At 41.7% G+C, this 15,242-nt stretch carries 16 protein-coding genes; all 16 read right to left on the reverse strand.

Going from position 1 to position 15,242, the window contains the following annotated elements; translation table 11 throughout:
- A complete protein-coding gene (locus MHB67_RS11620; RefSeq protein WP_024423017.1) occupies positions 1 to 639 on the reverse strand; it encodes a helix-turn-helix transcriptional regulator in 639 nt (212 codons plus the stop codon).
- A 167-nt stretch (positions 640 to 806) separates the two neighbouring features.
- Positions 807 to 2,852 carry a glycine--tRNA ligase subunit beta gene (gene glyS, locus MHB67_RS11625; RefSeq protein WP_342492527.1) on the reverse strand — a complete coding sequence of 682 codons (2,046 nt, stop codon included), beginning with the start codon at positions 2,850 to 2,852 and terminating at the stop codon, positions 807 to 809.
- Complete coding sequence (gene glyQ / locus MHB67_RS11630; RefSeq protein WP_012010611.1) at positions 2,845 to 3,732, reverse strand: glycine--tRNA ligase subunit alpha; 888 nt, start codon at positions 3,730 to 3,732, stop codon at positions 2,845 to 2,847. Before glyQ ends, glyS begins: the two co-directional genes overlap by 8 nt.
- Positions 3,733 to 4,061: 329 nt before the next feature.
- On the reverse strand, positions 4,062 to 4,832 hold the full coding sequence (gene recO, locus MHB67_RS11635) for a DNA repair protein RecO (RefSeq protein ID WP_044332056.1): 771 nt from the start codon (positions 4,830 to 4,832) through the stop codon (positions 4,062 to 4,064).
- Between the two features lie 35 nt (positions 4,833 to 4,867).
- Positions 4,868 to 5,011: a YqzL family protein gene (locus tag MHB67_RS11640; RefSeq protein WP_003217288.1), complete on the reverse strand. Its 144-nt coding sequence runs from the start codon at positions 5,009 to 5,011 to the stop codon at positions 4,868 to 4,870.
- A 148-nt stretch (positions 5,012 to 5,159) separates the two neighbouring features.
- The gene (era, locus tag MHB67_RS11645; protein ID WP_007501305.1) at positions 5,160 to 6,065 is read right to left on the reverse strand and encodes a GTPase Era; all 906 of its coding nucleotides are present in this window, start codon (positions 6,063 to 6,065) and stop codon (positions 5,160 to 5,162) included.
- Complete coding sequence (locus MHB67_RS11650; RefSeq protein WP_008356263.1) at positions 6,058 to 6,456, reverse strand: cytidine deaminase; 399 nt, start codon at positions 6,454 to 6,456, stop codon at positions 6,058 to 6,060. The genes era and MHB67_RS11650 overlap by 8 nt, the downstream gene beginning before the upstream one ends.
- 113 nt (positions 6,457 to 6,569) lie before the next feature.
- Entirely contained in the window at positions 6,570 to 6,956 is a 387-nt protein-coding gene (locus tag MHB67_RS11655) for a diacylglycerol kinase family protein (protein ID WP_073206342.1), read from the reverse strand.
- The gene (gene ybeY / locus MHB67_RS11660) at positions 6,934 to 7,413 is read right to left on the reverse strand and encodes an rRNA maturation RNase YbeY (protein WP_024423021.1); all 480 of its coding nucleotides are present in this window, start codon (positions 7,411 to 7,413) and stop codon (positions 6,934 to 6,936) included. Before ybeY ends, MHB67_RS11655 begins: the two co-directional genes overlap by 23 nt.
- The gene (locus MHB67_RS11665; RefSeq protein ID WP_164512169.1) at positions 7,414 to 9,528 is read right to left on the reverse strand and encodes an HD family phosphohydrolase; all 2,115 of its coding nucleotides are present in this window, start codon (positions 9,526 to 9,528) and stop codon (positions 7,414 to 7,416) included. It lies immediately after the preceding gene.
- A 111-nt stretch (positions 9,529 to 9,639) separates the two neighbouring features.
- Entirely contained in the window at positions 9,640 to 10,599 is a 960-nt protein-coding gene (locus MHB67_RS11670) for a PhoH family protein (RefSeq protein WP_024423023.1), read from the reverse strand.
- Positions 10,600 to 10,602: 3 nt separating this feature from the next.
- Complete coding sequence (gene yqfD, locus MHB67_RS11675) at positions 10,603 to 11,793, reverse strand: sporulation protein YqfD (RefSeq protein WP_024427959.1); 1,191 nt, start codon at positions 11,791 to 11,793, stop codon at positions 10,603 to 10,605.
- 18 nt (positions 11,794 to 11,811) lie between these two features.
- A complete protein-coding gene (gene yqfC, locus MHB67_RS11680) occupies positions 11,812 to 12,093 on the reverse strand; it encodes a sporulation protein YqfC (RefSeq protein ID WP_012010618.1) in 282 nt (93 codons plus the stop codon).
- Between the two features lie 205 nt (positions 12,094 to 12,298).
- Entirely contained in the window at positions 12,299 to 12,787 is a 489-nt protein-coding gene (locus tag MHB67_RS11685) for a hypothetical protein (RefSeq protein WP_122631104.1), read from the reverse strand.
- Positions 12,788 to 12,818: 31 nt separating this feature from the next.
- On the reverse strand, positions 12,819 to 13,811 hold the full coding sequence (gene floA / locus MHB67_RS11690; RefSeq protein WP_024423026.1) for a flotillin-like protein FloA: 993 nt from the start codon (positions 13,809 to 13,811) through the stop codon (positions 12,819 to 12,821).
- Positions 13,812 to 13,838: 27 nt separating this feature from the next.
- Entirely contained in the window at positions 13,839 to 15,152 is a 1,314-nt protein-coding gene (locus MHB67_RS11695) for a nodulation protein NfeD (protein ID WP_039180060.1), read from the reverse strand.
- Between the last annotated feature and the right edge of the window lie 90 nt (positions 15,153 to 15,242).

Consider the following 15,242-nt stretch of genomic DNA (forward strand, 5'->3'; position numbering starts at 1 on the left):
TTAGATTATTTCGTTCTCCGATAAGCTGACAAGTATTTTCGTCATGTTTGTTTTCGTAATTCTTCCGACCACTTCAAAACCTTTATCCGTATCTTTTATCACAGGAAGTGCATCTATTTGCTTTTCAATCAAGTGCTTCGCCACATCCATAATGAAATCTTCCTTGCGGCAAACGGTAATGTTCGGCATTCTTGTCATAATAATATGGACAGGGATAGATGGAAGCTCCTGTTTCCCTATACTTGCACGAAGGAGGTCTTTTCTTGATAACACGCCTGTTAAAATAGAGTGATCGTCCACAACGAATAATGTGCCCACATCCTCTAAAAACATCGTACAAATCGCATCATAAACCGAAACATTCTCATGTATCACCACTGGAATGGATTGAAAGTCTTTCACTTGAAGTTTTTTCAGCTTATCTGCGAGAAGCTGCGTGCCTGTTTTTCCTGTGAAAAAGTAGCCGACCCTTGGTCTTGCTTCTAAAAAGCCTGACATTGTTAAAATGGCTAAATCCGGTCTGAGGGTCGCCCTTGTTAAGTTCAGCCGATCGGCGATATGCTCTCCAGTGATCGGACCATTCTCTTTGACAATCTGTAAAATCTGCTCTTGCCGTTTATTTAACTCGATTGTACTCACCACCTTTAAATAGAGAGAGCGAAATCTTTATTTTATGTATATCATTTTCATAACTCATCATATTATAGCGCATCTTTGTCCGAATGAAACAAAAATCCACTCAAAAACCGTGAATTAAATGAGTAAAAAACGATTGCCCTTCGGAAAAGGCAACCGTTCTTAGGTATTTATTTTACAATTAAATTGTTCATATTCGCAAATGATTGAATGACTTTGGCTAGTTTGACCATTTGTGCCAAACGATTTCGCTTCAGTTTTTCATCATCCGCATGAACCATTGTATGATCGAAATAATGAACGATCGGTGTTTTTAACGTATCAAGCGCCTCAAGTGCCAAGCTGTATTGTCCTGCTGCTACATGTTTCTTTACAGCTTTCTCTACTTGCTGATACGCCTCAAACAGCTTTTGCTCATGTTCATTTTCAAACAGTTCAGGCTGAATCTCTGCGTCTTCCCCTTTTTTACTGATTGAAATGACGCGACCCAATGCTTCAGCCGTTTCTTTGAAGCTTTCTTGTTTCACACTCTCTTCAAGAACAGCTGCTTTTTTGACGACTGCATATGGCTCAATATTTTCAACATCCAGCACTGCATCAACAACATCATGGCGGATATGCTCTGCTTGAAGAACATATTTTAAACGATGCGTTAAAAATTCAATCAGAGCAGCTTCATGTTCTGCCTTTACTTGAGCAAGGGCTAACAGCTCTTTAAATGAAATATTCCAATGACGGTCGAGCAGGATTTGAACGATACCGCTCGCTTGTCTTCTAAGTCCATAAGGGTCTTGAGAACCCGTTGGGATCACATCAATTGAGAAGAATGAACAAATAGAATCAAGCTTATCTGCTACTGCCACAATTGCACCAATCAAAGTGGATGGCGCCTCGTCACCAGCAAAGCGCGGCATATAGTGCTCGTTGATGCTTCTTGCTACTTCTTCATGTTCACCAAGAGCTCTTGCATATTTCTCACCCATGATTCCTTGTAATTCTGGGAATTCATAGACCATTTGAGTCACAAGGTCAAACTTCGAAATACTTGCTGCTCTCGCCACACGTTTAGTGGTTTCGTCATCTGCTCCGACATGCACCGCTAGACGAGTTGCAATGTCTGTCACTCTCTTCAGCTTGTCGCCGATTGTTCCAAGTTTCTCATGGAATACCACTTTATCAAGCTTTTTAATATTGTCTTCAATCACTAGTTTTTCGTCTTCTTTATAGAAGAATGCAGCATCTGATAAACGCGCACGAAGTACTTTTTCATTCCCTCTTGCGACATTTTCCAGCGCCTCACTGTTTCCATTTCTGACTGTAATAAAGTGCGGCAATAATTCCCCTTGCTCATTTTTCACAGGGAAGTAGCGCTGATGCTCTTTCATTGTCGTCACCAATACTTCTTCCGGCAATGCAAGAAACTCTTCTTCAAAGGAACCAGACAGCACAGTTGGATATTCTACAAGGTCGTTCACTTCTTCTAAAAGTTCAGGATCAACAGGAATGACCCAGCCTTTTTCTGTAGATAGCGCATCTAGCTGTTCAGTAATGAATTGTTTTCTTTTCTCTGAGTCTGCAATCACAAATTGATCGCGCAATGTTTGTTCATAGGAAGCAGGTGTGTCAATGCTGGCTGTCGTTCCAAGAAAACGGTGTCCTCTAGTCTCACGGCCGCTTTTCACCCCAGCAATTTCAACAGGTACAATCTCTTCTCCAAATAAACAAACAATCCATTTAATCGGACGGATATAGCGTAAATCCTCGCTTCCCCATCTCATGTTCTTTGGAAAGCTTAATGAAGCAGCAATTTCACCTAACGCTGGCAGAAGGTCTTTGACTTGCTTTCCTTCTTGAAATTTTTGGACATGGACATAATCCACTCCTTTGATCTCTTTGAAATAGAGATCATCTGTTGAAGCACCTTGGCCTCTTGCAAAGCCTTCAGCTGCTTTTGTCCAATTGCCTTCAGCATCTTGGGCAATTTTTTTAGCCGGGCCTTTTGCTTCTTCTTTGATGTCTTCTTGTTTTTCTGCGACACCTTTCACAAGTACAGCAAGACGTCTAGGTGAGTTAAATAAAGCAGTTTCTTCGAATGAAATATTTTGCGTTTCAAACCATGCTTTTACTTTCTCACCTAGCTGTTTTGTGCTCTCTGGCATGAAACGAGCCGGCATCTCTTCTAAGCCGATTTCAAGTAATACATCTTGTTTATTCATGAGAAGCCGCCTCCTCTTTTAGCATAGGGAATCCCAGTTTTTCGCGTTCTTCATAATAGGTTTTGGCTACTTTTCTTGCTAACTGACGCACTCTTCCGATATAGCCAGTTCGCTCAGTCACAGAAATAGCACCCTTTGCATCGAGCAGGTTAAACGTATGAGAGCATTTGAGGACATAATCGTATGCCGGGTGAACAAGCCCTTTGTCCATTTGGCTATGTGCTTCTTTCTCATAGGTTGTAAATAGCTCAAACAGCATGTCAGTATTAGATGTTTCAAATGTATAAACAGAGTGCTCATATTCAGCCATTAAGAATAAATCTCTGACCGTAAATCCGTCTGTCCATTCAAGATCGAAGACATTTTCTTTGTCCTGGATGTAAGAAGCAAGACGTTCAATACCGTATGTGATTTCAACAGAAACGGGCTTACATTCTAAGCCGCCGACTTGTTGGAAATACGTGAACTGCGTAATTTCCATCCCATCAAGCCATACTTCCCAGCCAAGTCCTGCACAGCCGAGAGATGGATTTTCCCAGTTGTCTTCCACAAAACGAATATCATGTTTCAGCGGGTCAATGCCAAGTGCCTTCAATGATTCAAGATATAGCTCTTGAATATTGTCAGGTGATGGCTTAATGATCACTTGAAATTGGTGATGCTGATACAATCTATTTGGGTTTTCTCCATATCTGCCATCAGCCGGGCGTCTTGAAGGCTCTACATATGCTACCTTCCACGGCTCTGGGCCAATGCTTCTGAGGAACGTGTATGGACTCATCGTTCCGGCACCTTTTTCTGTGTCATACGCCTGCATTAATACGCAGCCTTCGTTTGACCAATGCTTTTGCAGCGTCAAAATCATGTCTTGAATATTCAATGATCGCACCTCCATCTTTTCTAGACCAACCGCTATGTATGGCGGGTGGGATTAGAACCTTGTAAGAGAACACAAAAACTCCCGTCTCTATGCTCGCAAGGTTCTTGCAAACATAGGGACGAGAGTTTTTTCCCGCGGTTCCACCCTATTTGCTGGTGTCGTAGCACCCAGCCGCTTTGTTTTACGTTGCTCAAGAATGCCTTTCGTTACGCCTCCATCCTTAGCTCACACCGCCCTAAGGTCGCTTTTATGGATTTTACGTAAGTACTTCTTTCTGTCAATGCAACATATTTTATCTTAGATGATCTTACAAAAAGTCATGGGAGATGTCAACTTTTGTTTTCGTCACCCATTAGCTTTTTCATGGATTCCATCTGATTCATGAATTTTTTTGATTTTAAATAGAGGCCGGAATATTCGTCATAGTAGTGATCAAGCACTTGACGAATTTCTTGTTTCGTCTGCTGTTTCACATCAACCTGACCAAGCCTTGATAAATCAAAATAATGAAACAAACGGAGTAGCCTTGCAGCTGCGGGGGATAAGGGCAGTTTATATGGATCTTTCGAAAAACAATTTTGGCAAATGAAGCCGTTATCTCTTATCGAGAAATGGAACTGCCCTTCTTTTTGACCACAGTGGACACATTGATCAAGTTCAGGCTTCATCCCCATCACTGATAACATTTTGACCTCTACGATAAATAAAATAATATCAGCATCTGTGCCTTCGTTGAGATGACGCAGAGATTGAAGCAGAAGCTCAAACAAATAAGGGTTTGGCTTTTTTTCTTCTGTCCCTTTATCCATTAATTCCGTCATATATGCGGCATATGCGGTCAGAAATAAGTCTTCCCGAATGGTCCGCATACTTTCAATCATTTCGCCTTGCTGGAGCGTTCCAAGTCCTGTTGATGATTGGATGAGAAAGGTGCCGTATAAAAACGGCTGGCTTATGGCTGACAGGCGGCTGTTTGATTTTTTAGCGCCTCTGGCCATCACGCCAATTTTTCCATGTTCTCTAGTGAGCAGCGTGACAATTTTGTTTGTTTCGCCATAATCTGTTGTTCTAAGGACGATTCCTTCACTTTTAATGAGCATTTGTCTACACTCCGAGCGCTGGAGGGGGTCAAGAATTATAAGATTGGAAAATCAAATCGTGCTATTTCTTCTTCAAGTACATCGGGTCTTTCCAGGTTCTCCTTTTCTAACTCTTTGAAAAGCAGATACGTGTCAACGCTTCCTGTTTGTGAAAATACGTTCCATGTAAAATTCAACATAAAAACCCCACCTTTCTTTATTAGAAGCAGCAACGCTACATCCAACATATTAATTTTATCTTGACCAGGCTACCTCCATTTCATGATAAACAATTTTTACTAATCGAACCGCACCATTGTCAGATTTGCTGACAAATGCAGCGATTTTTTAATATTCGTCTTCTCTAAATCCGAAGTCACGCAGGTGAGTGGATTTATTACGCCAGTCCTTCTGAACTTTGACCCAAAGCTCTAAATACACTTTTGAGCCTAGAAGTGCTTCAATGTCTCTGCGCGCTTTTTGTCCCACTTCTTTTAACAAGCTGCCTCGTTTACCAATGACGATCCCTTTTTGCGAATCTCGTTCTACGACAATGGTCGCCGCGACATGGATCTTGCCATTTTCATCTGGCTTAATCGATTCAATCGCAACCGCAATACTATGCGGAATCTCTTCTCTCGTTAAATGCAGCACTTTTTCACGAATTAATTCAGAAATAATAAACCGTTCTGGATGATCTGTTACTTGATCTGCCGGATAAAATTGAGGGCCCTCTGGAAGATAACCTTCAATCTGCTGAAGAAGCGTGTCGATATTGTTTCCTTCAAGAGCTGAAATGGGCACAATTTCCTTGAATGGATAACGTGTGCGGTATTCATCAATTAAAAGGAACAGTTCATCTGGATGAATTTGGTCAATTTTATTGACGACTAGGAACACCGGTGTAGATGTTTGCTTTAGTCGTTCAATGATGAATTCATCCCCTTTGCCATAGCCTTCCTGTGCGTTGATCATAAACAAGATCAGGTCGACTTCCTTCAGTGTATTTTGAGCCACCCTCATCATAAAATCACCAAGCTTATGCTTAGGTTTATGAATCCCCGGTGTATCGATAAAGATCGTTTGTGATGTGTTTGTTGTCAGAACACCTTGCACTTTGTTTCTCGTCGTTTGGGGCTTATCGCTCATGATGGCGATCTTTTGTCCAATGACACGATTAAGAAAAGTTGATTTCCCTACATTTGGTCTTCCAATAATTGATACAAATCCTGATTTGAAGCTTTCGTTAGTCATTTAAATCCTCCGGTGAAAATGCGCCTGGCAATAGTTCGTTTACTGTTGTTTCGTATATATGTCCTTTTAAGTTCGTTAGAATCACTGGCATATCAGGTGCACATAGCTCTGAAATGACCTGTCTGCATGCGCCGCACGGCGAAACAGGCCGGTCTGTATCAGCCACCACTGCTAACATTTGAAAAGATGTAATGCCTTCTGAATAGGCTTTAAAAAGTGCTGTTCTTTCCGCACAATTACACATACCATATGCTGCATTTTCAATGTTGCAGCCGCCATACACTTTTCCATCATTCGACAGTAATGCTGCACCGACTTTGAATTTAGAATAGGGTACATATGCAAAATCTCTTGCTTTGATTGCTTCTGAAATCAACTCTTGTTTGTTCATTCCTAGTTCCCACTTTCAGAAGAAATGGTACCACTGTCACATTTATATTTTACATAATTCACGTGACATTTTCACGCCCATTTCTAAAAATGTTAATAAATAGTAATATTGTTCTATTGCATGATCTTCGGTAAGAAGATGATCAACCCAATCATAACCGAAATCGCGGCGTAAACGCAAACAGCGCCTGCCGCAGCGTCCTTCGCTCTCTCTGCAAGCGGGTGCCTTTCTTCTGTCATCAGATCCACTGTATGTTCAATGGCTGTATTGACAAGTTCAAGCGCAAACATCCCCCCGCAAAGAAGAAGAACGATCAGCCATTCAAATGGGTCAATGCGGAACCAAAAGCCGCAGATCACCACGATGATGGCTGCGACTGTGTGAAATCGAAAATTCCGTTCATTCAAGAAAGTTCGCCATATTCCTCTAAATGCATAGTAAAAACTCCAAAAAAAACGGGCGAGCGGCCTTCTTTTCTTACGATGATCTCGAAAGGCCATAATCATCCAAGATTTTTGTCTGTTTGGCGAACATTTCTTTTTCATCTTCCTCTGTCATATGATCGTACCCGAGCAAATGGAGGAAGCCATGAATCGTTAAGAATCCAAGCTCTCTCATAAAGGAATGTCCATATTCCTCTGCCTGCTCTTTCGTTCGATCCACACTAATGATAATGTCACCAAGTACAGGCGGGATATCATCCGCTCCTATGATTTCAATCTCCCCTTCTCCTTCTTCCTCAAGTGCAAAGGAGATCACATCCGTTGGTGCGTCTTTTCCGCGGTATTCTTTATTGATTTGATGAATCTCTTCATTCGAAACGATCGTCACTGATACTTCCGCTTGATCCTTGACCTCAAGTTCGTCCGCAGCAAACTGAAGAAGCTTTTCCACTTCTTCAAGCTGCTCTTTTGATACTTGTCCTGTTTCATCTATTAAATCGATTAACAATGTCATTTACTTCACCTTCTGCTTCGGGGCATCTGGATATTCAATCCGAGAATGGAAAATCCCCTTTAATGTTGTACAAATCGTTTGGCTGATAATATTTAATTCTTTAAATGTGAGGTCACACTCACTAAATTGCCCGTCCTGCATTTTATCTGAAATAATGCCTTTGACAAGCTTTTCAATCCGCTCTGGATTTGGATTATGCATGGAACGAACCGCCGCTTCAACGCTGTCAGCCACAGAAATAATCGCTGCTTCTTTTGACTGCGGCTTTGGACCAGGGTAACGGAATTCTTCTTCTGTCACCTGATCATCACGCTCTTTCGCCTTATAGTAAAAGAACTTTAAAAGAGACTTCCCGTGATGCTGTTCGGCAATGTCGACAAGTTCTTCAGGAAACTTCTTTTCTCTCAGCATATCAGCGCCATCTGTCGTATGGGCAATAATAATATTTTTACTCAGCTGAGGAGAAAGCTTGTCATGCGGATTATCAATGTTCATTTGGTTTTCGATAAAGTATTGCGGTCTTTTCGTTTTCCCAATGTCATGATAATAAGCGCCGACTCTTGCTAAAAGACCATTTGCGCCGACTGCTTCACATGCAGCATCCGCTAAATTCGCCACCATGACACTATGATGATATGTACCTGGTGTCTCGGTTAAAATCTTTTTGAGTAGCGGATGATTTGGATTGGATAATTCAATCAGTTTCATTGTGGAAAGAATACCAAACATGCTCTCAAAAACAGGCATTAGCCCAATGACCAAGATAGATGATGCAAACCCTGACACAATCGCCATCATGAGGTTCACACCGATTTCAAGCCCTGATGGTGAAGAGTTTTGGATCAGTGTAATGGATAAAACCACAAGTACATTCACCAAAGCCACCAAAAGTCCGGCCTGCAATATTTTTGATCTTGCATTATGTTTTCTTAAAAATAAAATACCAGCCATCCCGCTCACAAGATAATAAGCGCAGATCACATAGTTAAAGACGCCGGTTACTCCTTGATTAAACATCATACTGCCGCAAAGAGCAAATACAAGGCCGGAGAAGATCGCTAATCGCTCATTAATGAGCAGCTTGATCAGCATCGTGCCAAGTGCCACTGGCACGACATAGCCTATCGTCGTATACTTCGTTTCCTGGAAGAGGCTGAACACTTCCATGATAATTAATATAATCGTGAAAATAAGCGAGTAAAGCAGTAATGACTTATTCTTATGGACAAGCGATTTTTTCCTCGATTCAAGGGAATGAATAATCGCCGCTAAGAAAAGTCCAATTAATATGAGAAGACCACTTACAGGCTTAAATAAATTTGAGCTGTTTAACAAACCCGTCAGTTCTAATTTGCGATAAACTTCCCGGTCGATGAGCTCTCCTTCTTCAACTAAGATTTGCCCCTGCTTAATTTGCACAGGCTGAATATTGTCAGCCGCTTCCTGTCTTTTCTTTTCTGTTGCCACTGGGTCAAATACATAGTTTGGAATGATCGCAAATTCACCGATTTCTGTCGCTGCATTTAAGTATTTTGATGGAATTGAATTGTTTTTAAGCTCTGTTTTGACTTGTTTTTTCTCATCTTGTAATTTCGCTGCTGTAATTTCTTTACTCATCAGTGAATTCACCACTGTGATGATGGAATCCTTAGTAAATGAGAGATTTTCATCACTTGCCTGAAGCAGTGCTTTGATGGATTGATCCGAAACAGCCTCCTGCATATCTGTTGTGAGCTTTTCTTTGACACGCTTGACCATTTCTTGATCTGATGGCGCGTTCTCTTTATCATCAGCTGCTTTCTTCTCTTCTTTAATGGCTTCAAAGAGGGATGAGATGAGGTCTACGCGATTATCAGAATACGCTTTTTTGAGCGTATATTGATCTTCTACCTGATCTGTTGCTTCTTGTTTCTTTTCTTCTGTCGCTTCTTGATCATCAACGGTTGACGGAGAATAGATGGTCTGTTCGCTCACTGAAAATAAATCTAAGTCGAGCGATTCAGGCTTTACATGGAAGAAGAGCACCACGAATAAAATGGCTGCTAAACCAGCGTACAGCAAAACATTTAAATAACGTGAGCGCTCCATTTTCTGAGGTTCTTTTTTAGACAGCATTCTTTTGCGCTTACTGCCTTTTTGATTCTTTCTCAAGGAAAGTACCTCCTTTTTTACTTTAAACCACGATCGAAACAAAATGACCCGATGAAGACGATCGGGTCACTCAGTTCATTTTTGCTTTTCGTATGCGCCAATGATCTTCGCCACAAGCGGGTGTCTGACCACATCTGTCTGGTCTAATTCAATAAATGAGATGCCCTTGATCTCTGCAAGCATGTCCTTTGCAGCCGCAAGACCTGACTGCATGCCCTTTGGCAGATCGATCTGTGTAATATCTCCTGTAATGACCATTTTAGAGCCAAACCCAAGTCTCGTCAAAAACATTTTCATTTGGGCAGGTGTTGTATTCTGCGCTTCATCTAAAATCACAAATGCATCATCAAGCGTCCGGCCTCTCATATAGGCAAGGGGCGCTATTTCAATCACGCCGCGCTCGATTAAACGTTCCGTATGATCACTGCCAAGCACATCATGCAGGGCATCATATAGTGGTCTTAAATAAGGATCTACTTTTTCCTTTAGATCACCTGGTAAAAAGCCAAGACTCTCTCCTGCTTCAACAGCTGGTCTTGTCAGGATAATCCGTTTTACATGTCCATTTTTCAGTGAATGGACCGCATTGACGACTGCCAAATACGTCTTCCCTGTACCAGCGGGTCCAATTCCAAAGACCAGGTCATCTTTTTTCATCGCCGCAGCATATTCCCGCTGGCCGATTGTTTTCACCCTGATCGATTTTCCTTTGGCATTTTTCGTAATTTCATCTTCATACATATTTTCAAAATAATTCAGCTTGTTTTTTTGCGCCATTTTAATGGCATAAACGACATCCCGTTCAGATATCTCGATTCCTTTACGGATGAGATGTAAAAGAGATGTGATCAAACGGCTTACTGTATCTCTTGATGCTTCCTCACCAGAAACATACACTTTTTCTCCACGCGTAATAATGGAGACGTTCAGCTCGTTTTCCATTAGTTTCAGATAAGCATCTTGATTGCCAAATAAAGCAATCGCTTCGTTTGGGCTATCCAATTTTTGTTGAATCTCAAGTAAATGTTCTGTCATTCTCTAGTCTCCCTGAACAATAGGTGTTGGTTGAACAATATCTTCTATTACTTGGTAAAGGATGATTAACTTAACTTTACCATTCCCTGTTGTCTCGTGCAAAACTTTTTCACTTTTCACCTCTCCTGTTTGACCTAGCTTCTCTTCTAATTCTTTTTTACCCATTTTAATCCCTGCTTGAACCGCTTCTTTATTTGTGTATTCTCGATTTATTTTCTCACTTTCGCGTGTGATTTCCTTTTCATAAGAGAACGGGAGCTGCATGTTTAAGAAATGAAGCGGATGAACTTCTGTTTCTGTTTTTGGCTGCTTAAAATCATCCTTTTTAAAAGAAAAGCCCCAAAATGGCAGTGAGCCTCCAAATGCGGAGAGCTTGTGCTTTGTCTTCATTTTACCCGTAAAGACGTCAAAAGATGTTCGAAGAGGGACAGAAACTTCAGACCGATACCACGTTTCACCATAGATTTTCGCTTTGGCTCCTACCGTTTTTTGCTGATCTTCGCTGCCAATAAGTCCAGAGACAAGCATCTGTCCTTTCTTTACATGTTCATCAACCGCGGCGAGCGGCTCTCCTTTTTCTACATACATTCTCGTGATGACAGCCTTTTTCTTGGCAACGATATGCTGAGGACTCGTGTATTTTTCTTTTTCGGGTTCATTTTTTTCCACAACTTTCATTTGAAAGGTTGTGCCGTTTAGTTCTACACCGACCCATGTGATGCTTGGAATATTGGTTGTCAGGGATTTTTGAATTTTTTCAGGTGTTCCCATTAGAAACTGAAAACGTCCTTTTTGCACCCCGATGTCGTCTAAATGCTTTCTCATTTGATGTTCAGTTTCTGGATTGGCTCCTTTAATATCAATTTTCCATACCATGTTTGAAAGCGCCAATATCGTCACTAGAAAGCATACAATCCCAAGGGTAAATCCGATATTCTTCCTTGACCATAGGAGTAGAAATGGAAAGCCCTTTTTTTGATGAAATGAACATGTCACGTCATGATGTCTACGTACCTTTCTGAAGGCATGTACATCTGATAAGCGAATAAATAAGCGCACGCTGTCTTGACGGCGGCTCACTTGAAACATTGTGATCCCCTGCCTCGTGCACTCATTAATGAGCCGCTCAATGCCATTTCCTTTGATCTCCACTTCCACTCTGCCAATAAAATAGGCGAACCATTTATTCTTCACGCTTCTCCCCTCCGTCAGTTAAGAATCAATATAACGGACCTCATCGATTTTCCCTTCCAATAAAATCTCTTCTGGCAAAATCGTTTTAATCACAAAATCTTTCCCTGAAATAATGCATTGTCCCTGTTTGAGCATCAGCCTTACCTCTTGATCACTGAAAAGCAAAAGCCCTTTATGGTTCTCTATGTAAATGTGGAGTCTGCCAACCATCGTAATACGGGGAAGATCCATCATCACGTCTGGAGGGATTTCAAGTGTTCTTGTCAGCCATGCTTTAAGTCGATTTTTTCTTTTTCCCATTCAATAAGAACCCCTTCCCACCTCATGTGTATGAGATCAAACTGAAAGATGGTGAGACTGATGAGAAAGCCTCTGTATCATCCTATTCCTCAGGGGTTCATATCATGCTAATGAATCCCGTAAAATAGCCTTTTAAGGATTTTCCTTAAGTAAAATCGTCCTCAGGCAAAAAAAGCCCCCTTTATGAAAAAGGGGGCTTTCTTCTTTATCTTTTATATGGCCGTTTCATCGTTCTGTGCGGCTTTTTCGCGCGCGGCTCTCCAAATACTTCTCCAAGGATCATTCCTTGAACAATTGTATCTTGGTTCACCTTCTCAATGAATTTTGGCCTCATTTCAGCAGATGCAGCCTTTGGCCTTGTCAGCTCTCTTTCAAGCGATTGGAACTCTTTGTTCAGCTCGTTTTTTCTTTCTTCCATTTCGGCAAGTGTAGCCGTATAGCGATCTTGTAAGGACTGAGAAATTTTTTTCTTCATCCCGCCATGATCATGTACATCGCCGAAATCGTCCAGCTGATCAGTCACGACTGGATCTGGACTTGTTTGCTTTTGGGGCACCTGCTTACGCTGAGGAGCGGGCTTCTTTTGCTGATTCTGCTCTTCGTTCTCCTCTTGTTTACCGATCTTCCCAAAGACGGCAGAGATGATACCGATGATAATCGCAATTAGTAGCGGATTTTCAAATAGAATGTCCAATGGGCTCCCTCCTTAAAGCGTGAGAGGATGCTTATTTGTTTTCATTATCAGATGGACCTTTTGTCATTTTGCCAAATGAATCTCTCATATCCGTATCAGCATCGATATTCTTAATGTTCATGTAGTCCATGACACCAATATTGCCTTCACGTAATGCTTCAGCCATTGCAAGTGGTACTTCAGCCTCTGCTTCTACGACTTTCGCGCGCATTTCTTCAACTTTCGCACGCATCTCTTGTTCTTGTGCAACAGCCATTGCGCGGCGTTCTTCTGCTTTCGCCTGTGCAATGTTTTTGTCTGCTTCTGCTTGGTCTGTTTGCAGAATTGCCCCGATGTTCTTACCGATATCAACATCTGCGATATCAATCGAGAGAATTTCAAATGCAGTACCTGAATCTAATCCTTTACCAAGAACCGTTTGAGAAATCATATCAGGATTCTCAAGAACCTTTTTATGATTATCTGATGAACCGATTGTAGAGACAATCCCTTCACCTACACGGGCAATAATTGTTTCTTCCCCTGCACCACCGACAAGTCGGTCGATGTTTGCACGAACGGTAATACGTGCTTTTGCTTTGACTTCAATCCCGTCCATCGCAACACCAGAGATAAATGGTGTTTCAATGACTTTAGGATTTACACTCATTTGAACTGCTTCTAGTACGTCACGGCCTGCTAGGTCGATGGCTGCACAGCGGGCAAAGTTCAATTCGATATTCGCGCGTTGAGCTGCAATTAATGCGTTCACCACTCGGTCCACGTTACCACCTGCAAGATAGTGGCTCTCCAGCTGGTTAATCGTCACATCAAGACCTGCTTTATGTGCTTTGATGAGCGGGTTGACCACTCGGTTTGGAATCACTCGGCGCAGTCTCATTCCTACAAGTGTAAAAATGCTCACTTTTACGCCAGCCGCTAGGGCAGAAATCCACAGCATCACCGGTACAAAGGTGAAAAAGATCGATAGAACAATCAAACCTGCTGCGATAATCACAAATAATAGTAAAGTAGATGGATCCATTTTATTCCTCCTCTAAAATCAGTATATCTATACTTTCCTCACGACAATGCGTGAGCCTTCCGCTTTCACAATTTTTACTTGTTCATCTTTATCGATAAATGCACCTTCTGACACCACATCAATGCGCTCATCTCCGAGTACGATCGTACCAGATGGACGAAGTGCAGTGGCTGTCACTGCGATTTGTCCAACAAGATCCTCTCTTGTTTCATTTGAGACATAACCGCTTTCCTTATTGGTTGAATCGGTTAAAATGAACTTTTTAAAGAATTTCATACGTTTCCCCAACACCTTTGTCAATAAAATAACTGCTATGATTGAAACAGCAGTGGCAATCAAGATGGAAATCGCCATTTCTGTAAAGCTTCCAGCTGCTAAAAATAAGCTGACAACGACACAGATCAGTCCAATGACACCTACGATTCCCCCTGGCAAAAACAATTCCAGAATGATGAGTGCAATCCCTGCTAAAAACAGGAACAACGTCTCATATCCTGCAAAACCTGCCACGAGATGACCATAAAAGAATAGAAGAAGCGCTGTCACTCCCATGGTGCCCGGGACTCCAAAGCCAGGAGAATAGAGCTCAACAACTAACCCTAAACTTGCAATGGATAAAAGGATTGGAATGACAATTGGGTGCGTAAGAAAACGCGCAACCTTTTCAGCAAAGCTCACTTCATCGTATTGAACAGAAGCATCTTTTAATTTCAGCTTTTGAAGCAAGTCATCCATATTTTTTGCTTCTCCTTCTGCATAACCGAATTTAAGCGCCCGGTCTGTGTTGAAGGTGAGCAATTCTCCTTTTGGTGCACCGGCTTCTTTTGCGTCTATATCTATATCCGCCATGGCAAGAGCATACTTTGGATCACGCCCCTGTTTTTCGGCAGCATCACTCATTTCAGCAAGCCATAGAGATTCAGATTTTTGATCGGCAGCATTGCCTTCTCCATCAATGATCGCAGCAGCCCCCATCTTTCCATTCGGGGTCATATAAATTTGATCGGCATTTAGCGCGATGAAGGCCCCGGCTGAAAGCGCTCTATGATTGACAAACGCTGTCACTGGGATATCAGAAGCACGAATCGTATCTGCGATCTCAAGCGCTGCATCGACTGCACCACCTGGTGTATTGATGTCGAGAATAATATGCTTTGCCCGTTCGGATTTTGCCTGCTCAAACGATCGTTCAATGAATTTAGAAAGTCCTTTTTCTACTGTATCTTCAATTGGGATAACATGTACTTTCTGATCTGCTGATTTCGCGGTCAATTGAACCCCTAATAACAAGCATATTATAAAACAACTGAAGAGAGCAATAGAAATTTTTATTTTTTTCATCTATTTGGTGATCCCTCCTCTCTTTCTTCCATTTTACTGTTCCTTTACATACGTTACAAATGTATCATAGGTTTCATTTTTATATGACAG

Origin of the sequence: Bacillus sp. FSL H8-0516 (assembly GCF_038635285.1) — a bacterium.
Classification (GTDB): domain Bacteria; phylum Bacillota; class Bacilli; order Bacillales; family Bacillaceae; genus Bacillus; species Bacillus safensis.